General features: G+C 68.7%; 17 protein-coding genes. 11 read left to right on the top strand and 6 right to left on the bottom strand.

Annotated elements, in window-relative coordinates:
- Positions 1 to 74 precede the first annotated feature (74 nt).
- The 3 genes from ACIA5H_RS10205 (at position 75) to ACIA5H_RS10195 (ending at position 3,210) form a co-directional block, all read left to right on the top strand.
- Positions 75 to 1,181: a DUF4185 domain-containing protein gene (locus tag ACIA5H_RS10205; protein WP_379249290.1), complete on the top strand. Its 1,107-nt coding sequence runs from the start codon at positions 75 to 77 to the stop codon at positions 1,179 to 1,181.
- Positions 1,182 to 1,277: 96 nt separating this feature from the next.
- Positions 1,278 to 2,486 (top strand): erythromycin esterase family protein, encoded by a 1,209-nt coding sequence (locus ACIA5H_RS10200; protein WP_397075291.1) that lies wholly within the window; start codon positions 1,278 to 1,280, stop codon positions 2,484 to 2,486.
- A gap of 49 nt (positions 2,487 to 2,535) precedes the next feature.
- Positions 2,536 to 3,210, top strand: coding sequence for a class I SAM-dependent methyltransferase (locus ACIA5H_RS10195; RefSeq protein WP_355071379.1), 675 nt, complete (start codon positions 2,536 to 2,538; stop codon positions 3,208 to 3,210).
- Positions 3,211 to 3,213: 3 nt separating this feature from the next.
- Here ACIA5H_RS10195 and ACIA5H_RS10190 read toward each other — a convergent pair whose 3' ends face one another.
- Positions 3,214 to 3,804, bottom strand: a complete 591-nt coding sequence (locus ACIA5H_RS10190; RefSeq protein ID WP_397075288.1) for an alpha/beta family hydrolase — start codon at positions 3,802 to 3,804, stop codon at positions 3,214 to 3,216.
- 375 nt (positions 3,805 to 4,179) lie between these two features.
- On the opposite strand from ACIA5H_RS10190, the gene ACIA5H_RS10185 reads away from it, so the two are divergent.
- The 3 genes from ACIA5H_RS10185 (at position 4,180) to ACIA5H_RS10175 (ending at position 8,115) form a co-directional block, all read left to right on the top strand.
- On the top strand, positions 4,180 to 6,015 hold the full coding sequence (locus tag ACIA5H_RS10185; RefSeq protein WP_355071375.1) for an acyl-CoA dehydrogenase: 1,836 nt from the start codon (positions 4,180 to 4,182) through the stop codon (positions 6,013 to 6,015).
- 193 nt (positions 6,016 to 6,208) lie between these two features.
- Entirely contained in the window at positions 6,209 to 6,943 is a 735-nt protein-coding gene (locus tag ACIA5H_RS10180; RefSeq protein WP_379249295.1) for a helix-turn-helix domain-containing protein, read from the top strand.
- A gap of 86 nt (positions 6,944 to 7,029) precedes the next feature.
- Positions 7,030 to 8,115, top strand: a complete 1,086-nt coding sequence (locus tag ACIA5H_RS10175; RefSeq protein WP_356962956.1) for a DUF4185 domain-containing protein — start codon at positions 7,030 to 7,032, stop codon at positions 8,113 to 8,115.
- 69 nt (positions 8,116 to 8,184) lie between these two features.
- On the opposite strand, the gene ACIA5H_RS10170 is transcribed toward ACIA5H_RS10175, so the two are convergent.
- Positions 8,185 to 9,840: a VanW family protein gene (locus ACIA5H_RS10170; RefSeq protein ID WP_397075285.1), complete on the bottom strand. Its 1,656-nt coding sequence runs from the start codon at positions 9,838 to 9,840 to the stop codon at positions 8,185 to 8,187.
- A gap of 554 nt (positions 9,841 to 10,394) precedes the next feature.
- Between ACIA5H_RS10170 and gnd the strand changes: the two genes are divergently transcribed.
- Positions 10,395 to 11,423: a phosphogluconate dehydrogenase (NAD(+)-dependent, decarboxylating) gene (gene gnd, locus ACIA5H_RS10165; RefSeq protein ID WP_356962959.1), complete on the top strand. Its 1,029-nt coding sequence runs from the start codon at positions 10,395 to 10,397 to the stop codon at positions 11,421 to 11,423.
- Between the two features lie 55 nt (positions 11,424 to 11,478).
- Here gnd and ACIA5H_RS10160 read toward each other — a convergent pair whose 3' ends face one another.
- Entirely contained in the window at positions 11,479 to 12,801 is a 1,323-nt protein-coding gene (locus ACIA5H_RS10160; protein ID WP_355071367.1) for an acetyl-CoA C-acetyltransferase, read from the bottom strand.
- Positions 12,802 to 13,013: 212 nt separating this feature from the next.
- Here ACIA5H_RS10160 and ACIA5H_RS10155 point away from each other — a divergent pair, with 212 nt between their 5' ends.
- The gene (locus ACIA5H_RS10155; protein ID WP_397075282.1) at positions 13,014 to 14,372 is read left to right on the top strand and encodes a 3-oxoacyl-ACP reductase; all 1,359 of its coding nucleotides are present in this window, start codon (positions 13,014 to 13,016) and stop codon (positions 14,370 to 14,372) included.
- Complete coding sequence (locus tag ACIA5H_RS10150; RefSeq protein WP_355071364.1) at positions 14,369 to 15,259, top strand: MaoC/PaaZ C-terminal domain-containing protein; 891 nt, start codon at positions 14,369 to 14,371, stop codon at positions 15,257 to 15,259. The genes ACIA5H_RS10155 and ACIA5H_RS10150 overlap by 4 nt, the downstream gene beginning before the upstream one ends.
- Before the next feature lie 115 nt (positions 15,260 to 15,374).
- Here ACIA5H_RS10150 and ACIA5H_RS10145 read toward each other — a convergent pair whose 3' ends face one another.
- The 3 genes from ACIA5H_RS10145 to ACIA5H_RS10135 all read right to left on the bottom strand — a co-directional run bounded on the left by ACIA5H_RS10145 (position 15,375) and on the right by ACIA5H_RS10135 (position 18,586).
- Positions 15,375 to 16,517: a regulator gene (locus ACIA5H_RS10145; RefSeq protein ID WP_397075280.1), complete on the bottom strand. Its 1,143-nt coding sequence runs from the start codon at positions 16,515 to 16,517 to the stop codon at positions 15,375 to 15,377.
- A gap of 206 nt (positions 16,518 to 16,723) precedes the next feature.
- Positions 16,724 to 17,323 carry a TetR/AcrR family transcriptional regulator gene (locus tag ACIA5H_RS10140; protein ID WP_040870930.1) on the bottom strand — a complete coding sequence of 200 codons (600 nt, stop codon included), beginning with the start codon at positions 17,321 to 17,323 and terminating at the stop codon, positions 16,724 to 16,726.
- 99 nt (positions 17,324 to 17,422) lie between these two features.
- Complete coding sequence (locus ACIA5H_RS10135) at positions 17,423 to 18,586, bottom strand: glycoside hydrolase family 3 N-terminal domain-containing protein (protein ID WP_355071361.1); 1,164 nt, start codon at positions 18,584 to 18,586, stop codon at positions 17,423 to 17,425.
- A 174-nt stretch (positions 18,587 to 18,760) separates the two neighbouring features.
- On the opposite strand from ACIA5H_RS10135, the gene ACIA5H_RS10130 reads away from it, so the two are divergent.
- Both ACIA5H_RS10130 and ACIA5H_RS10125 read left to right on the top strand, forming a co-directional pair.
- Positions 18,761 to 19,234 carry a universal stress protein gene (locus ACIA5H_RS10130; RefSeq protein WP_364424870.1) on the top strand — a complete coding sequence of 158 codons (474 nt, stop codon included), beginning with the start codon at positions 18,761 to 18,763 and terminating at the stop codon, positions 19,232 to 19,234.
- A 67-nt stretch (positions 19,235 to 19,301) separates the two neighbouring features.
- On the top strand, positions 19,302 to 20,396 hold the full coding sequence (locus ACIA5H_RS10125; protein WP_397075277.1) for an isochorismate synthase MenF: 1,095 nt from the start codon (positions 19,302 to 19,304) through the stop codon (positions 20,394 to 20,396).
- Positions 20,397 to 20,433 lie beyond the last annotated feature (37 nt).

The raw sequence follows: 20,433 nt of genomic DNA, 5'->3' as shown, positions 1-20,433 counted from the left end.
GCGAAGGGTCTGTGTATCGCGGGACGTCCGTGTTTCGCACCGCTCTCGGGAAGAAACCGGAGGGCTCACAGATCGTGATCAAGACCGCATCCTTCCTGCTCTCGGCGCTGGCGGGCGCCTCGGCCCTGCTCTTCACGGCGACCACACCCGCCATCGCGAACCCGAACGCCATCAATCCGATCCCGGTGCTCAACGGCACGACCGGATTGCCGAATCTGCTCGGCCGCACCAAGGCGGTCTTCCAGGTGACCGGTATGGCCAGCCCGAACAACACCCAGACCTACAACGTCCTCGGCACCGATCTCGGCATCATGTGGGACAACGGGCACGGCGAAATGCTCACGGCGTTCGGCGACACCGCAGGCGTCGGTTTTCCGAATCTGCTCGCGGGCAGCATGTGGGCCTGGCGCAGCAATATCCTGCTGCGCAGCCACACCACCGATCCGGCCGAGGGCGTCTATTTCGACAGCGTGGTGCGCGACGTGTTCGGGCAGGCGCGCGATCTGATCGCCAGCCCGAAGATCCCGTTCCTGGAGATCAGCCGCATCCCGACCGCGGGCATCGCCGTCGACGGCGTGCAGTACATGAGCCTGATGTCCGTGCGGACCTGGGACGACGTCGGCCAGTGGAGCACCAACTTCTCCGGTCTCGCCGTCTCCGGGGACAACGGCGAGACCTGGGCCGAACTGCCGGAAACACGACGGAACAACGAGGGCGGCGACGCCAACTTCCAGATGAACGCCTTCCTCGCCGACGGCGGGTACATCTACGAATACGGCACGCGGTCCGGACGCAATCACACCGCGCACGTCGCCCGCGTGCGCGCGCACGACATCGGAAATCTCGCCGAATACGAATACTGGGACGGCCACGCTTGGCGGAAGAACGACGTGAACGCCGCCGCGCCCATCATGTTCGGCGTCGGCGAACTGTCGGTGATGTACAACGCCTATCTGGGGCAATACATTTCGCTGACCACCGATCGATTCAATTCCGTGGTGATGCGGCGCGCCCCCGATCCGGTCGGACCGTGGAGCGATCCCGAAGTACTGATCGACACCCGCGAATTGCCCACCGCCTACGCGCCTTCCATCTTTCCGTACCAGACCGGGCGCGATCTGTACTTCCTCACGACCGTGCACAGCCAGTACAACGTCCTGCTGATGCGCACGACGCTGTGACCGGGAACCCGGCGATCCGACGCGGCGCTTGACCTCAACAAAGGTTTATGTACGAGGCTGCACCGCGTTGGATCGTTCACGTTTCCGGGAGGCACCATGCTCAGCACCACCGTCGACATCCGCGCCTGGTTGCGCGACAACGCCATCGCGATCGACAGCACCGTTCCGGACTCGCCCGGTACCGAACTCGACGGCCTGATCGCGCGGCTCGCCACCGCCACGGTGGTCGGGCTCGGCGAGTCGACGCGGTTCTCCCGCCAGACTTTCGGTGTGCGCGAGCGGCTGCTGCGCGGGCTCGTCGAACGGCACGGCTTCCGCGCACTGGCCATCCAGGACAGCGCGCGTTCCGGCGAACGGTGGGACCGGTTCGTCACCGCGGGCGCGGGCGACCCCGAATCGGTGCTCGCCGGCGCCTGGCGTCCGTGGCGTACCGAGGAATCGGTGGCCACGCTGCGCTGGATCCGCGCGTACAACCTGGCGCACCCGGACGACCCGGTGCGGATCTTCGGCGTCGAACCGCCCCGTGCCGAACCGAGCGACTACGACGCGGTACTCGACTACGTGCGCCGCGCGGCTCCCGACCGGCTCGCCGCGATCGAGGCGCATCTCGCGCCGATCCGCACCGCGCATCAAGTCGACGAACATGTCCAGCGCCATCAAGGCACCCACCCCGGCCGCCCGTTCGCCGAGCACGCCGAAGACGCCCTCGAGCTGCTCACGGCATTGCCGGATACCGGCGAGCGCGCCTCGGCGCTCACCCACGCCCGCCTGATCCGCGACTTCCACCGGCAGAGCGTCGCGAGCCAAGGGTTCGCCAGGGACGAACGGCCGTCGGCCGAGACGGTGCTGGAATGGCAGCGCTCGACCGGCGCGAAGATCGTCTACTGGGACGGCCTCGCGCACACCACCAGCCTTCCGATCGTCTTCGGTACGGCCGAATTCCGTGGCACCGGAAGTCATTTGCGCGCTGATCTGGGCGAACGATACGTGTCCGTCGGCATCGGCTTCCATCACGGCGACCTCGGCGCGGCCGTGGCGCCCAATCCGCAACCGGACCTGGTGGACGCCGCGCTGGGCGAGGTCGAGCTGCCCGCCTACTACGTCGACCTGCACGCCGCCGCGCCGGAACCGGTCCATGATTGGCTGACCGGCCCGGCGAAGCTGCGCACCATCAGCGGCGTCTACGACCCGGCCGCCGACGCCACGGCCAACATCCGGCTTTCGTCGCTCGCCGATGCGTTCGACGTGCTGATCCACGTACGCGAGACCACGCCGGTGCACTGGCTCTCGCAGGTATCGGACTGACTCGGGCAACCCCACGAAGCGCGGGTGGCCCGATCAATAGACTCGAAATATGGATGCGGCCGACTGGGACGAGCGCTACGCGCAAACGGAATTGGTCTGGGGCGCACCGCCGAACAACACCGTGGTGGAGCACGTCTACGGGTTGGAACGCCGTGCGCCCCTCCAAGCCGCCACACCCGAGGGCGATGCGCCGGAGTTCCCGCGCGCTCTCGATCTGGCGTGCGGCGAGGGCCGCAACGCCCTGTGGCTCGCCACGCACGGCTGGCAGGTGCACGCCGTCGACTACTCACAAGTCGGCATCGACAAAGGCCGCACGGTGGCGTCGCGGCTGTCCCGCTCGGTCCGCAATCGCATCACCTGGCAGTGCGCCGACGTCACCGATTTGGACGAAGCGGGGATCACCGGACCGTTCGAGCTGGTCTTGATGGTCTTCCTGCACCTGCCCGCCGAGCAGCGCCGCGCGTTGGTGCGCACGGCGGCCGGGCTGCTGGCTCCGGAAGGCACCCTGCTCGTACTCGGCCACGACACCACCAACATCACCGACGGCTGCGGCGGGCCGCAGGACCCGGCCATCCTGTTCACCCCTGACGACATCGTCGCCGACCTCGGCCCGCTCGCGGCGGCGAGCGAGGTGCGCGTCCGCATCGCCGACCGCGTCTACCGGCCCACCGAAACGGGCGACGCCATCGACGCGCTGGTCATCGCCACCCGACCGGCCGAATAGGACTCAGGACCAGCGCTCCAGCCACGGAGCCACGGTCTCGGCGATCAGGTCGAAGCCCGCACGGAAGGCGTGCGGCTGTCCTGGGATGACGCGCACTTCGGCGGCGTCGGCGGGGTCGGGAATGCCGAACGGGTCGTTCGCCCCGTTGACGACGACCACCTCGATGTCTCCCGGCGCGAGCAGTTCATCCCGGCGCGAGTTCTCCGGCTTGCCCGGCGGATGCAGCGGGAACGAGAGCGCGAGAACGCCACGGACCCGTGCCGCGACGGCGGTACGACAAGCCACCCGCGCCCCGTTGCTGCGCCCACCCTGGATCACCGGGATGCGCTTGCGCCCGCGCAGCCGCGCGACGATCTCCAGCCAGGCCTCGTCCTGCTTGACCGCCGAACCCGGCGCCCGCCGCCCAGCCACCCGATACGGCTGCACCACCCGCGCGACCCCACCCCCCAGCCGCAACGCGACGTCACGCACCGCGAGCAGGTCCTTCGCCTCCACCCCTCCCCCCGCACCATGCGTGAGCAGCAGCAGAAACGCGGGCCTGCGCGGCTGTTCGAGCTCGACCTCAGCCGGCCCCGCACTCGTCTCGATCAGCATTGTGCTCATTCTGCCGCGCCTGCCCCCCGAAGCCGCACCGTCGCTCCCCGCGTGATCGACCTGCGACTATCGGAGCAAGCAGCGGCCGTCGCGAGCCGCCGGGCTCACATCCGCCCCCGCCGCACACGCCACGGAGTCAACAGCGTCAGCCGCGGCGAGCCGCCAGCCACCAGAAGTCGCGGCCATCAAACACTGTAAAACGCGTCACATTGCCTGCTCAGCTCTTTGCGCAATCATTACCGGCCGGTAATATGTCTCATAAGTTACCCGCGAGTAGCATGCGGAAAACCGGCACGACTACCCGGTGGAGCGAACAACGGGCGGGAACGGCAACCATACCGACCGCACCAACTCAACGGAGAGTGAGTACTGACAATGGGTCACTACAAGAGCAACGTCCGCGACCTGGAGTTCAACCTCTTCGAGGTTCTCGGCCTCGGGTCCATCCTGGACAGCGGCGCCTACGGCGATCTCGACACCGACACGGTGAAGGAGATGCTCAACGAGGTGCGCCGCCTGGCCGAGGGTCCGCTCGGTGAGTCGTTCGCCGACGCCGATCGTAACCCCCCGGTCTTCGACCCCGAGAACCACACGGTCACGCTGCCGGAGTCGTTCAAGAAGAGCTACCGCACCCTGCAGGACGGCGGCTGGGACAAGCTCGGCATCGCCGAGGAGCTCGGCGGCCTGCCGATCCCGCGCGCCGCGTACTGGGCCATCGCCGAACTGATCCTGGGCGCGCAGCCCGCCGCCTTCATGTACGCCGCGGGCCCCGGCTTCGCGAACATCTTCTACAACAACGCCACCGACGAACAGAAGAAGTGGGCGGAGATCGCCGCCGAGCAGGGTTGGGGCGCCACGATGGTGCTGACCGAGCCCGACGCCGGTTCCGACGTCGGCGCCGGTCGCACCAAGGCGATCAAGCAAGAAGACGGCACCTGGCACATCGAGGGCGTGAAGCGGTTCATCACCTCCGCCGACTCCGACGACCTGTTCCCGAACATCATGCACCTGGTGCTGGCCCGCCCCGAGGGCGCGGGACCGGGCACCAAGGGCCTGTCGCTGTTCTTCGTGCCGAAGTTCCACTTCGACCACGAGACCGGTGAGCTGGGCGAGCGCAACGGCGTGTTCGTCACCAACGTCGAGCACAAGATGGGCCTGAAGGTCTCGGCCACCTGTGAGGTCACCTTCGGCGGCCACGGCATCCCGGCCAAGGGCTGGCTGGTCGGCGAGGTGCACAACGGCATCGCGCAGATGTTCGACGTCATCGAGCACGCTCGCATGATGGTGGGCACCAAGGCCATCGCGACCCTGTCGACCGGTTACCTGAACGCGCGGGACTACGCCAAGGAGCGGGTCCAGGGCGCCGACCTGACCAAGATGACCGACAAGGCCGCGCCGCGCGTGACCATCACCCACCACCCGGATGTCCGTCGCTCGCTGGCCACCCAGAAGGCGTACGCCGAGGGCCTGCGCGCGGTGTACCTGTACACCGCCGCTCACCAGAACGCCGATGTCGCCCAGCACGTTTCCGGTGCGGACGCCGACCTGGCCGCGCGGGTCAACGACCTGCTGCTTCCGATCGTCAAGGGCGTCGGCTCGGAGCGGGCCTACCAGTACCTGACCGAGTCGCTGCAGACCCTGGGCGGTTCGGGCTTCCTGCAGGACTACCCGATCGAGCAGTACATCCGCGACGCGAAGATCGACTCGCTGTACGAGGGCACCACCGCGATCCAGGCGCAGGACTTCTTCTTCCGCAAGATCGCTCGTGACCGCGGCGTCGCGCTGGCCCACGTGGCCGGTCAGGTGCAGAAGTTCATCGACGCCGAGGCGGGCAACGGCCGCCTGAAGGGCGAGCGCAAGCTGCTTGCCACCGCGCTGGAGGACGTGCAGGCCATGGCCGCCACGCTCACCGGCCACCTGATGGGCGCCCAGGAGCAGCCGAGCGAGCTGTACAAGGTCGGCCTCGGTTCGGTGCGCTTCCTGCTCTCGGTCGGTGACCTGCTCATCGGCTGGCAGTTGCTGCGTCAGGCCGAGGTCGCCATCGCGGCCCTCGACAACGGCGCGACCGGCGCCGACGCGGCGTTCTACAACGGCAAGATCGCGGTCGCGCAGTTCTTCGCCCGCAACGTCCTGCCGGAGCTGACCGCCACCCGCGCGGTGCTGTCCAACCTGGACAACGACATCATGGAGCTGGACGAAGCCGCGTTCTGACCTTCGTTCCACCGCAACGGCACAACGGCCCGGAGATCCTCTCCGGGCCGTTGTCGTCTACATTTGTCGATTCGTGACGTTCGATCACCGCTCGACGCCGATTCTCTCCGGTAGATTGCGTGCTCCCGGGGAGCGACAAGAGCCTCCCGCTTCCCACAGTTCGGCACGAGAATTGTCGGCAGAGGTGCCCGAGGTGACGCGCAACGCAACTGGCATCGGCGCCTATCTGCGCGAACGACGCCTCGCCGCGGGGCTGACGCCCGCCCATCTCGCCGAGCGGGCCGAGCTCACCGAAGCGGTGCTCGACCAGATCGAGACAGGCGCGGTGGCGCCGAATCAGCCACTGCTGCAACAGCTGTTCGACGCGCTGGAGGTGCCGATCTGGTACCGCAAACATATCGTCGTGCTGTCCCTGCCGAATTTCTTCACGGACGCCTACGGACCCGGCCCCGACATGCCCACTCCGGACGACCAGGCCGACCTGCACAGCCTCCCCGACCCGGCCTGCTACCAGCGGATGCCGACGCAGGACCTGGTGGCAGCCAATTCCGCCTACGAACGCGCCTTTCCAGGTGCCCTCCCCCGAGGAAACGTGCTGGAGTGGATGTTCCTCGACGCGGCGGCCCGCCGGGTGATGGTGGACTGGGCCGTGGAAGCGCACCTGCTCGTCGACGCCTTCCGTATTCTGTCTCCGCTCGCGCCACGCGAGCGCGTCGAGGAGATCGCCGAACGTTGCCGCCGCTCCCCTGATTGGGATCGCATGTGGACCACCGAAGTGCGTCCCGCCGACCTCCCCCGGCGCCGATTGCAGGTGCGCGATCCAGCCTCGAGACGGGTCCGATCGATGAGCATGCGGGTCTACAGCCCAGAACTACCCGAGCGCCCGTGGTGGCTTTACCGGCTGGTGACGATCGGCCGAACGCGCTGAGTCCACCCACCGATGTAGGCGACATCGCGGCGGCGAACGGGCAGAATGACCGAGCAGACTGCGTCCCAGAGGAAGGGAATTGCCGGATGACTCGATCGCTGTCCGCACTCACCGGGGCCGGCGCGCTGGCCGCGGTCTTGGCGCTGGTCGCCGCCACGCCCGCCGGAGCCGACCCGAACAACGTCATTCCGATTCCGGCGATCAACGGCATTCACGGCCTGCCGGACCTGCCCGGGCCTGCCAGAGCGGTGTTCCAGGTGACCGGCATGGACAGCCCGAATCGGACCCAGAACGTCAACGTGCTCGGCACGGATCTCGGCATCATGTGGGACGACGGCAACGGCCGCATGATCACCGCCTTCGGCGACAGCGCGGGCATCGGGATCCCGAATCTCCTCGCGGGCAGCATCTGGGCCTGGACCAGCAATGTGCTGTTCCGCAGCTCCAGGCACGATCCGGCCGACGGCATCATCTTCGACGACGTGGTGCCGAATCCCATACCCAGCCCCAAGATTCCCGGCATCGAGATCAGCCTGATTCCCACCGCGGGCATCTCGGTGGGCGGCGTGCAGTACATGAGCTTGATGTCGGTGCGCGAATGGGGTGACCACGGGAAGTGGAACACCAACTTCTCCACCCTGGCCGCCTCCGGTGACGGCGGCACCACGTGGGCCCAGCTCACCCACACGCGTCGCGCGAACGTCGACGGCCACGAGAACTTCCAGCAGAACGCCTTCTTGAAGGCGAATGGCTACGTCTACCGCTACGGCACCCCGGCAGGGCGCAACAATCCCGGATTCGTCTCTCGCGCCAAAGAATCCGATATCGCGAATATCGACGCCTACGAATACTGGGACGGCAGAGAGTGGAAGCCCACCGACGCCAAGACGGCGGCTCCGATCGTCGGCGGCGTCGCGGAACTCTCGGTGATGTGGAACGACTATCTGGGCCAGTACGTCATGTTGACCACGGATCCGGCCAACAGCGTCGTCCTGCGCACCGCACCGGCGCCGGAAGGGCCGTGGAGCGAACCGCGCGTCCTCATCGACGCCCGCGCGCTTCCCACCGCGTACGCGCCGATGATCTATCCGTATCAAACCGGCCGCGATCTCTACTTCGTGGTCACCCAGCACACCCAGTACAACGTGTTGCTGATGCGAACTCCGTTGTGAAGATGACGAATCCGCCCCTCCGGTGCGTGGCGGGGCGGATTCGGGAACCGTGTGCTCGGGGCTATTTCCTCACTCGCACTTGACGATCGGGATCGGGTCGTACTTCACCGTGCGGGTCTTGCGAGACACTTCGCGGCCGGTTTTGTGGTCGGTGATGACGCGGGTGTCGGAGATGGTGAAGCCGGGGCCGCCTTCGGAGGCGATGCAGTCCTTGCCCTTCGGCAAGGTGACCGTGTTGGGTTCGGTCGGTTTGGTCTTCTCGCCGGTGATGGACTCGACGTCGACCGTCTTCGTGCCCCACAGTCGCACGGTGATCTCGGTGGCGGTCGCCGAGGTTTCGATGTAGATGCCGGTCTGGGTGTTGTTGCGGAATTTCAGGTCGATCACGCCGTCGAAGACAGTGGCCTCGCGGGCGGCGGGGTAGCGGGAGATGTAGTAGCTGTGCTCGGTGTGACCCGCGTCCTCGAGACCCGCGAAATACGCCGCGTTGTAGAGCGTGGTGGCGAACTGGCTGATGCCGCCGCCGACGGCGGTGCTGGGACGACCGTGGTCGATGATGCCGGACTCGACGTATCCCTCCGCCGTGCCGCGCGGACCGGTGAAGTCGTTGAGCGAGAACGTGTCTCCCGGCTTCACGATCGCGCCGTCGACCTTCTTGGCCACGGTGCGGATGTTGACCCCGGAGGGGCCGCTGAAACCGCCGGTAGTGAACGATCCGACGGGTTCGACCACGCCGAGCCCCTGTGCGGCCTCGGTGGTCAGCTTCGGTTCGACCCGTTCGTAGACCACCTGCGCGGTCCGCTCGCCCGGCGCGGTCATCAACGCGGTGAGCTGTTCGAAGGTCTTGGGCCAGTTGATCTTGTCGCCGATCACGGCGGGGACGACGGACGCCTTGCCACCCGCCACCGCGAACGTCGCGTCTTTCGGTTCGACCTCCGTGGTGGCCAGTTGCGGCCCGAGTAGACCGGTCGCGGCGTCCTGATTCACCGACGCGGCGAGACCGCCTTGCCCGTCCGGCGCGAAGGCCAGCACGGACGCGATCTGCTCCGGATCGAGCCTGCCCGAGGCGCCCTTGCCCGCGAACGCGATCGGCGAGCGCACCGCGGGCTGGGCGATCTCGCGCAGGGCCTTGTCCACGGCCTCCGGACGCACCTGCAGCGGCGCGGGGACGACGGGAAGGTCCACTGTGGCGCCGGCGACCCACTGCTCGGCCAATTCCGTACGCGCGGCGGCGACATCGAGCACCCGGCCCGGAACCGGAGGCACCGCGACGGGTTCGGCATTGCGGAAGGTGATGGTGCCCTCGACTGACGGCCGGTCGTGCACCCGCAGTTCGGTGAGTTGGCGATCCAGGGCCGGTTCGTCGATCGCACTGACGATCGACACTTCGCGGGTGGTGAAGAAGGAGGCGAGCCGGGTGAACGGGTTGAGCGGCTGGGAGCCGATCCGCGACCAGGTGGCGTCCCAGTCGACGGCCAGTCCGGCGGCGCTCGGCACGATGCGGGTCTGCACGTCGCCGATGCGCAGCGGCAGTTCGCGGCCCGCCCTGGGATCCAGTTCGGCGCGCAGCTTCGCATCGGCCGCGGCTTTGTCCATGCCGCCGATGTCGACACCGGCGACGACGGTGCCACGCGCGACCTCGCCCGAGGACATCACCCAGTCCACCACGTAGCCGAGACCGGCGACCGCCAGCACCGCACCCACCGCGATACCCACCCGGCGCACGACGGCGCTGTCCAGGCGTTTCGACGGCGGGGGCGAGATCGGGCGACGCGCGGGCGCACGGCGGGGTGCGGGTGGCGGGGGCCGCCTCCGGGTAGTTTGCAGAGGCTGGGTGAGCTGTTCGTCGCCGGTCCAAGCGACCGACCGGTCCGCCGCCTGGGGCCGCTCCGCCCCGAGAAGCTGGCGCCATCCGACTTCGCCACCAGCCTGTGGGCCGCGTCCTCCGGTGCTCGGCTGGCTCGTCACGAACCGTCCTCCCCGTTCGATTGAATTGTGGACCCGCACCGCTGCGCGTCCCTGCCAACGATAGTGGTCCACACCGACAGTGCTCGCCACAGCTCGGGCATAGCGCACATTCCGCGCGAAGAACCGGGTACACCACACAAAGAGGCCCGCGCAGTTGCCGGGTCGGGGGTCAGGCAACTGCGCGGTGCCGATCTGTTTATCGGGCTGTAGCGGGCGGCGTTACACCCGCGAACCGAACCGTGATCGATCCCACGCGGAAGAATCGAGACGACCCCGCCGCAAGACTTGGCTACACGAGGGAGATGGATGGCATGCAGCTGGGAATGATCGGCCTCGGCCGGATGGGCGCCAACATCGTGCGCCGCATCGTCGAGGACGGACACACCGCCGTCGGATACGAACGTCGCTCCGCGCACATCGACGAACTGCGCGCCGAGCTCGGGGACGGCTTCCGGGGCAGCACCGACCTCACCGAGTTCGTCGGCATGCTGGAGACGCCGCGCGTGGTGTGGGTGATGATCCCCGCCGGGGCCACCGGTGCGGTGATCGAGCAGGTCGCCGAGCTGCTCGAACCGGGCGACATCGTCATCGACGGCGGCAACAGCCGCTACCACGAGGACCTCGTGCGCGCCGAGCGCTTGCGGCCCAAGGGCATCCACTACGTGGACATCGGCACTTCGGGCGGGGTTTTCGGGCGGACTCGCGGCTTCTGCCTGATGATCGGCGGCGAATCCGAGCCGGTGAAGCACCTGGACCCACTGCTGAAATCCATCGCGCCTGGCCTCGGGGCGGCGGAGCGGACGCCGGGACGCGGCGGCGAGCCGTCCACGGCCGAGCTGGGTTATCTGCACTGCGGACCGGTAGGGGCGGGCCACTTCGTGAAAATGGTGCACAACGGCATCGAGTACGGGGCGATGGCCGCCTACGCCGAAGGGCTGAACGTCCTGCGCCGGGCCAACTACGGCGCCGAGCATACGGGCGAGTTCTCCGCGGAGGAGACGCCCCTGGAACATCCCGAGTACTACCGGTACGACCTGGACATCCCCGAGATCACCGAGGTGTGGCGGCGGGGGTCGGTGGTCGCGTCCTGGCTGCTGGACCTCACCGCGGCCGCGCTGCACGCGGACCCGAGCCTGGATTCCTACAGCGGCCGGGTATCCGATTCCGGCGAGGGTCGCTGGACGGTCGATGCCGCCATCGACACCGGCGTGCCCGTCCCTGTGCTGGCTTCGGCTTTGTTCGCGCGATTCTCCTCGCGGGGCGAAGCGGTGTACGCGGACAAAGTGCTCTCGGCGATGCGCAAAGCGTTCGGCGGGCACCTCGAGCTGCCGGGCGAGTAGGGCGCAGGTGGTCCGACCGGAATTCCGGTCGGACCACCTCGCGGTGTGCGATCGGTCAGCGCTCGAGGATCGCCACGACGCCCTGGCCACCCGCGGCGCAGATGGAGATCAGCGCGCGGCCGGAGCCCTTCTCGGCCAGCTGCTTCGCGGTGGCGGCGACGATACGGCCGCCGGTCGCGGCGAACGGGTGACCCGCGGCCAGCGACGATCCGTTGACGTTCAGCTTGCTGCGATCGATCGAGCCCAGCGCGCCGTCGAGGCCGAGGCGCTCCTTGCAGTAGGCGTCGGACTCCCACGCGGTCAGGGTGGCCAGCACCACCGAGGCGAACGCCTCGTGGATCTCGTAGTAGTCGAAGTCCTGCAAGGTCAGGCCGTTGCGGGCGAGCAGGCGCGGCACCGCGTAGGTCGGGGCCATCAGCAGGCCGTCGGGGCCGTGGATGTAGTCGACCGCGGCGACCTCGCTGTCCACCAGGTGCGCCAGTACGGGCAGCTTGCGCTCGGCGGCCCACTCCTCGCTGGACAGCAGCACCGCGGAGGCGCCGTCGGTGAGCGGGGTGGAGTTGCCCGCGGTCATGGTCGCGTCACCGGCTTTGACGCCGAAGACCGGCTTCAGCGTCGCCAGCTTCTCGATCGAGGAATTCGGCCGCAGGTTGTCGTCGCGGGTCAGGCCGAGGAACGGCGTGATCAGGTCGTCGAAGAAACCGCGGTCGTAGGCGGCCGCCATGTTCTTGTGCGACAGATAGGCCAGCTCGTCCTGCGCCTCGCGCGGGATGCCGAATTCCTTGGCGGTGATGGCGGCGTGCTCGCCCATGGACAGCCCGGTGCGCGGCTCGGCGTTGCGCGGGATCTCGATGCCGAGCATGCTCGGGCGCAGCTGGCCGACCAGCTTGAGGCGGTCTTTGTTGGTCTTGGCGCGGTTGGCGTCGAGCATCCACTCGCGCATGCCCTCGCTGACGCCGATCGGGGCGTCGGAGGTGGTATCGGTACCGCCGCCGACGCCGGCTTCGATCCGGCCCGCGGCGATCGCGTCGCCGACGGTGACGATCGCCTGCAGGCCGGTGCCGCAGGCCAGCTGCAGGTCGTGCGCCGGGGTGTAGGGGCTGAGCTTGCTGCCGAGCACGCTCTCCCGGATCAGGCCGTGCTCGCCGACCCGCTTGAGCACGGCGCCGCCGACGACCATGCCGAGCCGCTCGCCCTGCAGGCCGAACCGGCTGACCAGCCCGTCCAGCGCGGCGGTGAACATGTCCTGATTGGAGGCGTGCGCGTACGCCTTGTCGGAGCGAGCGAACGGAATCCGGTTGCCACCGACGATCGCGACCGGGCGGGTGGTCCTACCGGTCTTGGCGGCACTCTTCGCCGAACGGGCTTTGCTAGTCACTCGAGTCTCCAAGGTCTCGTGGATGGGTGTCCCGGCGGCCCGGTGGAGCACGGACATCTCCGCGCTGCTCGGCGCCCCGTCGCGGTTGTTTACATTAAACTTACTCTGGAGTAAGTTTAATGTCGACACATACCCCCGCAAAAGTGCGCCAGCAGACCACGCCGGGGCGATACCCCAGACCCGAGAGCCAGAACTCAGAAAAGGTAGGAATAGTGGCAGCCAGCAAGAGCAAGGGTGCTCCCAACCTCTATGGATCGTTCGTACACTCCGCGCCTGGCGCGTTCCTGGCCGGCAAGCTCGGCCTTCCGAAGCCGGAGAAGCTGCGCCGCTACGTCAAGGGCGAGCCGCCGCTGTCCGGGCCGGTGCTGATCGGCGGCAAGGGCCGCGTCGCCGAGCCGGTGCGCGCCCTGCTGTCGGACTACTCCTTCGCCGACGCGCTGAGCCAGGGCACCAAGTACGGCGCCCTGGTGTTCGACGCCACCGGCATCGGCACCATCGAGGATCTCTCGCAACTGTTCGAGTTCTTCCAGCCCGCCCTGCGCAGCCTCACCCCGTCCGGACGGATCGTGGTCATCGGCACCACTCCCGAGCTGGCTTCCGGCATCGACGAGCAGATCGCGCAGCGCGCACTGGAGGGCTTCACCCGCTCGGTGGCCAAGGAACTGCTGCGCGGCTCGACCGCCCAGCTGGTCTATTTGCACCCGGAGGCGTCCGCGGCGGCGACCGGCCTGGAGTCGACCCTGCGCTTCCTGCTCTCGGCCAAGTCGGCCTTCGTCGACGGCCAGGTCATCCGGGTCGGCAAGGACGACGCGAGCGCGCCCGCCGACTGGGACCGCCCGCTGGACGGCAAGGTCGCGGTGGTGACCGGCGCCGCGCGCGGCATCGGCGCCACCATCGCCGAGGTGTTCGCCCGCGACGGGGCCCAGGTGATCGTGGCCGACATCCCGGCGGCGGGCGAGGCGCTGTCGCAGACCGCGAACAAGGTGGGCGGCACCGCGCTCGCGCTCGACGTCACCGCGCCCGACGCGGCGGAGAAGCTGGCCGAGTTCGCCACCGAACGTTTCGGCGGCATCGATATCGTCGTGCACAACGCGGGCATCACCCGGGACAAGCTGCTGGCGAACATGGACGAAGGCCGCTGGAACGCGGTCATCAACGTCAACCTGGCCGCTCCGCACCGGATCACCGAGGGGCTGGTGGCCAAGGGCGCGCTGAAGGAGGGCGGTCGCGTTATCGACGTGTCCTCGATCGCGGGCATCGCGGGTAACCGCGGGCAGACCAACTACGGCGCGTCCAAGGCGGGCGTCATCGGCATGGTGAACGCGGAGGCGCCGAAGCTGGCGGAGAAGAACATCACCATCAACGCCGTCGCGCCGGGTTTCATCGAGACCGCGATGACCGCCGCCATCCCGCTGGCCACCAGGGAAGCGGGCCGGCTGATGAGTTCGCTGCTGCAGGGCGGCCAGACCGTCGACGTCGCCGAGACCATCGCCTACTTCGCGAGCCCGGCGTCGAGCGCGGTGACCGGCAACGTCGTGCGGGTCTGCGGTCAGAGCCTGATCGGAGCATGATGGCCCAGGCTCCGGCAGGCAAGGAGAAGACCCAGGTGATCGCCCTCACCGAACCGCCGAAGAACAACCGCCTGTTCGTCAAGGCGGCGCTCGGCGCGGTGCCGCTGCTGTCGGCGCGCAAGCCGACGCTGCCGGACCGGGCCGTCCGGCTCGACGGGCTGCGGGTGGACCCGGATCATCTGGCCGCCTACTGCCGCGCGACCGGGCTGCGGTTCGGCGACGCGCTGCCGCTGACCTACCCGTTCATCCTCACCTTCCCGCTGGCGATGCAACTGGTGGTGGCGCGGGACTTCCCGTTCGTGGCGGTGGGCGCGGTGCACGCGCAGAACGTCATCGAGCGCACCCGCGAGATCTCGGTGAGCGAGCCGCTGGACATCCGCACCCACATCGAGAACCTGCGCGAGCACCCGAAGGGCCTGCTCGTGGACGCGATCAGCGATGTGAAGGTGGGCCGGGAGCAGGTGTGGCACCAGGTCACCACGTTCCTGCACCAGCAGCGCACCTCGCTGTCGGGCGGGCCGAAACCGGAGCCCAAACCGGAGGAGGTTCCGCCGCCGCCGCTGCGCACCCTGCGGGTGGATCAGAAGACGATCACCCGGTACGCGGCCGCGTCCGGTGACCACAATCCGATCCACACTTCGGCATTGGGCGCCAAGGCGTTCGGCTTCTCGCGATCGATCGCCCACGGCATGTGGTCGGCGGCGACGATTCTCGGGGCGGTCGAGGGACGCATTCCGGAGCAGACCACGTACTCGGTCAAGTTCGGCAAGCCGATCCTGCTGCCCTCCGCCGTCAACCTGTATGCCGATCAGGTCGAAGGCGGTTGGGATCTGGCGCTGCTCCACCCGAAGAAGGGGTACCCGCACCTGACGGCGACCCTGCGCTGAACGTTCCGCGAAGCCGCATCCCGATTCCCACGAATCAGGATGCGGCTTCGCGCTTTTCAGCGAGGTCGGCCGTGCCTTTCGCGCTGGAGCGGCCGGCTCGCCGCTCCAGCGCGGATCAGCAGTCGCAACCGCAGTCGCAGCAATTGCAATCCCCGCAATCGCAACAACAATCACACCCGCCGCAATCTCCGCAATCTCCGCAGTCGCAGTTCTTGATCCACGCGTCCTTGCGGTCGCCCGTGCACGGTTGCGTGTGGTCGGCGCAGCACGCGTAGCCGGTGCAGTAAGCGCCCAGGATGAGCGCGAGAGATTCACCGATGCCAGGGCGGCGGGTCGGCGGGCGGTGGCGGGTTCCGTGCGCGTGGGCGCGGATGTCGGCCCCTTCGGGCGACACCGAGCAAGTGTGGGCGGCGAACGCGCCGAGCCCGCCGCCGAGCCGCCGCAGCACCGCGGTCAGCGGGTCGAGCAGCATCCAGCGTACGGTGGGAACCCGGCTGAGTTCGGCCGCCGCGACGGCCGCGCGCAGGCGCGAATTCGACTGCCGCATCAGGTCGTAGGCCTCGGGCACGCTGGTTCCGGTAACCGCGAGAGGGTTGAAGCGGTCGTGGGCGGCGTCATCGTCGTAGTCGGTTACGGCGTCGGCTAGATGCGCGATCCGGCCGAACTGCCATCCCGCCTCCCGCAGCGCGTCGACGTTGTCCGTGCGGTCGGCCAAGACGGCTGTGTGGGCGAAGAACTCCGACGCGCACAGCTGAGTGGGTGCGGTCAACCGGTCGATCGGGTCGGCCGACGGCGACATCGCGGAACGCCAATGCGAGGACTGGGCAAGGGATTCCGGCGCGAATGCCGTCCCGCCCACGGCGACCAGCTCCTTCGCCTCCTGCTCCAAACGCAGCTGCGCGGCGAGCGCCGCGACGAGCGGTTCGACGTCCAGACCGATCCGGGCCGCGCCCGCGCGAGCCTCCCGGTGCCATCGCGTCGCGGCTTTCGCCAGCGGCCCGCGCGCGAGCGCGACCACCTCACCGTCGTCCACATGATCGCGAATCTTGGCCGCAGCCAACAACAACGACGCGGTGGTGGCGAGCTGGACGCCGGGCGCGCCCGCGGCGACCACCGACGCGCGGCGCATTCCGCGCAGCGGGCACGGCGCCGCGGTGGTGCGTGCCGCCGGTCCGGACTGGGCCTCGGTGAGCATGCTCAGCACCAGCGCGTCCTTGTTGGTGGTGGCGCGGGCGAGCTGACCGTGCCCGTCGCGCAAGCCGAGACACAAACCGCACAGATGCGCCCGCCATTCGGCCGCATCGATTCCATACTTCTGAGCGCCGTGCGCACACGGCCTGAGCAACCCGAACAATTCCGCCCCGTTTCTCCCCGGCTCTTCGGACGAGCCGGTCCGCGCTATGCGAACTCACGCACTTTGGCAGGAGCGCGGCGCGGAAGCAACCGATCCGGGCAATGGGCGGGCTACTCGGTTTTCTTCCGGCCGGCGAGACCGCGCCAGGCCAGATCGTCGAGCAGGTCGACGGCCTCGGCGACCTCGATCCGTCCGCTGGCCAGCCGGTCGGCGATGGCCTCGCCCGCGCCGATCACGGCGACCGCGACGACGTCGAAGTTCGTCCCCGGCTCGGCGTGCTTGGCGCTGGACTCCAGCAGTTTTGCGGTCAGCTCGATGACGCGTTCGCGCGCGTTCTCGATCTCCGAGGCGAACGCCTGCTGGCCGATGGCCTGCCGGTAGAGCACCTGCCAGGAGCGCCGATTGCGGTCGACGAAGCCGAGGAACCCCTCCAGCGCGGTGCGCACCTGCTCGTGCGGCGTGAGCAGCGGGTTGCCCGCGGGCGCGACGGATTCGATGAACCGCAGCCCCTCGCGCTGGATGCAGGCGCGGAACAGTTCGTCCTTGGAGCCGTAGTACAGATACAGCATCGGCTTCGAGATCTTCGCCTCGGCGGCGATCGCGTCCATCGACGTGTCGTGGAAGCCTTTACGCGAGAAGACCTCCACGGCGGCGTCGAGCATCTGCTGCTCGCGTACCGCCCGCGGAAGCCGCTTCGTACCGCCCGCCATCCACACTCCTACCACAGGTGAATCTCATATATTACTCCAAGGTAAGTTCCGGCGGTCCGATTTGCTCACCAGTCGCCCGACCCGACCGTGCGGCGCGCCTCAGCAGCGCGGCAACGCACCTTTGTACGCGGCCAACCGCAACACCGAAGCGTCCACCTGGGCCATCGGCAGTCGCCCACTCGAAACCGCCTGCTCCAGCCGGTCGAGCACCTGGGGCACCGCGTCGGTGGTGATCCACAAGGCGCTGTCCGCGCCGGCGACCAATGCGGCCTCGACGGCGTCCTCGATCGACATCCGGCTGGTGATCGCGGCCATGCCACCGAGATCGTCGGTGAAGATCGGTCCCTGGAACGGCGCGGCTCCATAGCCGGTGCCCTCGCGCAGCAAACGCATCGCTTCCGGGCTGATGCTGGCCGGGACGTTGGGTGTGGTCAATCCGGGCACGTCGAGGTGACCGACCATGACGGCCGCGCCCGAGCCGATCAGATTGCGGAACGGCACCAGGTCCGTGTTCTGCATCTGGTCCAGCGGCGGAGTGCGCACCGCGCCGGTGTGCGAGTCGCCCGAACCGGATCCGTGACCGGGGAAGTGCTTCATCACCGTGCCGACGCCGACCTCGCGCATAGCGCGGATGTAGGCGTCCGCGTAGCGGGTGACCACGTCCGGGTCGTCGGAGAAGGAGCGGTCGCCGATGACGGAGTCGTCCGGCTGGGAACTGACGTCGACGTCGGGAGCGAAATCCACCGTGACACCGAGATTCTTCAGCGCGCGACCCCTGGTCAGCGTCGCACTATAAAACTCATCGGGGCTCATGGTCTGCGCCGTCTGCCGCGCCGAGGGCGCCGCGCCGATCAGGTCGCGCACCCGCGAGACCCGGCCGCCCTCCTCATCGATGGTCACTATCAGCGGCACCTTGGCAGCCTGCTTCACCTGCTCGATCTGGCCGGAGGCGAGCAGCGCCTGGTCGGTCCAGCCGCCCACGAAGATGCCGCCGATCTGCTCGTTGCGCACCACGTTCGTGGCGTCGGCCGCGCCGGTGACGCCGACCGTCAGCAACTGGGCGAGCTTCTGGCGGGTGGTGAACTGCGCGAGGTATCCCGCGTTGCAGTCCGGCGGCGCTGAGCTGGTGACGGGGACCGCGGCGGTGGTCGCGTCCGTGGTGGTGGTTGTGCTCGATGGGGCCGACTCGGTGGAGCCACCGTTCGAGCAGGCGGTCGCGACCGCGGCGAGTACGGCGAGGACGAGCAGAGGCGTCTTCCGCATAGAGGTCAACCGTACTCGCCGCGACGTGCGCGACCGCAGTCGCTACGTCCCTACCGAGCAGGCAACTCGGGTGCGGCCGCGAACCTGCAGGTAGACCCCCGAAAACAAGCGCTCGACGCGGGCCTCCAGGGGTAATCTCGAGGTGTCGCCGTGCGTCCTTTCCAGGAGGTCATCGTGCCCTGCGATCTGATGCTCATCGCCTACGACGGCTCCGAGAACGCCAAGCGCGCTGTCGAATACGCCGGGCGATTCCTCACCGCCGACCGGGCCATCGTGCTCACCGCCTGGGAGCCCATGGTGCGGCAAGCGGCTCGCCTGTCCGGGCTGTCGGGAGTGATGCAACCGGAATGGGTGCCGGACGACGAGATCGAGGACATCGCCTACGTCGACGCGCGCGCCATCAACGCCGAGGGCGTGCGGCTGGCCGAACTGGTGGGTCTCAACGCCGAGGCGCGCACCGCCGAATGCGCCACCACCATCTGGAACGCCATCGTCGACTGCGCCGACGAACTGGACGTCGACATCATCGTGGCGGGCACCCGTGGCGCCACCGGCATCCGCGCGCTGCTGCACAGCAGCGTCGCGGACGCCGTCCTCAAGCATTGCCACCGCCCGGTCCTGCTCGTCCCGCCCGGCAAGAACTCGTGATCGCACTCGCGTGAGATATGGATCGCTACACCGCTGTGGGGCGCGGCGACGGGGTTACGTTGGGGGCATGGATGGGTTCCTGCTTGCCCGGGCCGACGGGGTTGTTCGTGGTCACGGGACCCGGGTCTGCTTCGACGACGCGCGACGAGCGCGGGCGGCGCTGCTGGACGGCAGTGCGCGGCTGGTCGTCGGCGCGCTGCCCTTCGATCCACGGGAGCCTGCCGCGCTGAGCGTGCCGGAGCGCGCCGTGCACACCGCTGGTCCATGGCGGCCCGCCGCGTTGCCCGAGCTGCCGCCGGTGCGCGTGGTGACCGAGGTCCCGAGCCCGGCCGAGCATGTGGCGCGGGTGACCAAGCTGGTCGAGCAGCTCAACGATCCCGCGCAACCGCTGCGCAAGGTGGTCGCGGCGCGGTCGGTGCTGGCCGAGGCGCAGTCCGCGCTCGACCCGGAAGTCGTCGCGGGACACCTGCTGACCCGGCATCCGCACGCGAACGTCTTCGCGGTCGATCTCACCCCCGCCGGACGCCCCGGCGCGACGCTGGTCGGCGCGACGCCCGAAGTGCTGATCGCCCGGCAGGGCGACAAGGTGACGCTGCGCCCACTGGCGGGCACCGCGCCACGGCGAGCCGATCCGGAAGCCGACGCCGCTCAGGCCGGGGCACTGCTGGCGAGCACCAAGAATCGGGACGAGCACGCCTTCGTGATCGACTGGATCCGCGAGCGGCTCGCGCCGGTCTGCGCCGAGCTGTCGATTCCGGAGAGCCCGGAACTGATCAGCACCCATGAGGTGTGGCATCTGGCGACACCCGTCACCGGGCGGCTGCGCGACAGCACGATCACGGCATTGGACCTCGCGCTGCTGCTGCACCCAACACCCGCGGTCTGCGGCACCCCCACCGACCTGGCGCTGGACACCATCACGCACCTCGAGGACGACCGCGGCTTCTACGGCGGCGCCGTCGGCTGGTGCGACGCCGACGGCGACGGCGCCTGGGTGGTCGCGATCCGCTGCGCGGAACTCTCGGCCGACGGTCGCGCGGTGCGGGCGTACGCGGGCGGCGGCATCGTCGCGGCCTCCGACCCGCAGGCGGAACTCGACGAGACCACCGCCAAACTGCGCACCCTGCTCGGCGCGCTGCACTGCGCTCTCCCGGCCCGCTGACGCGGCCGCTTTCCGGGCAGTCCGTCGGGCGCTCCAG

Origin of the sequence: Nocardia sp. NPDC051900, from assembly GCF_044452545.1 — a bacterium.
Taxonomy (GTDB): Bacteria; Actinomycetota; Actinomycetes; order Mycobacteriales; family Mycobacteriaceae; genus Nocardia; species Nocardia sichangensis.
Note: the sequence above shows the minus strand (reverse complement) of the source record. Positions and strands in the feature narration are given on the sequence as shown.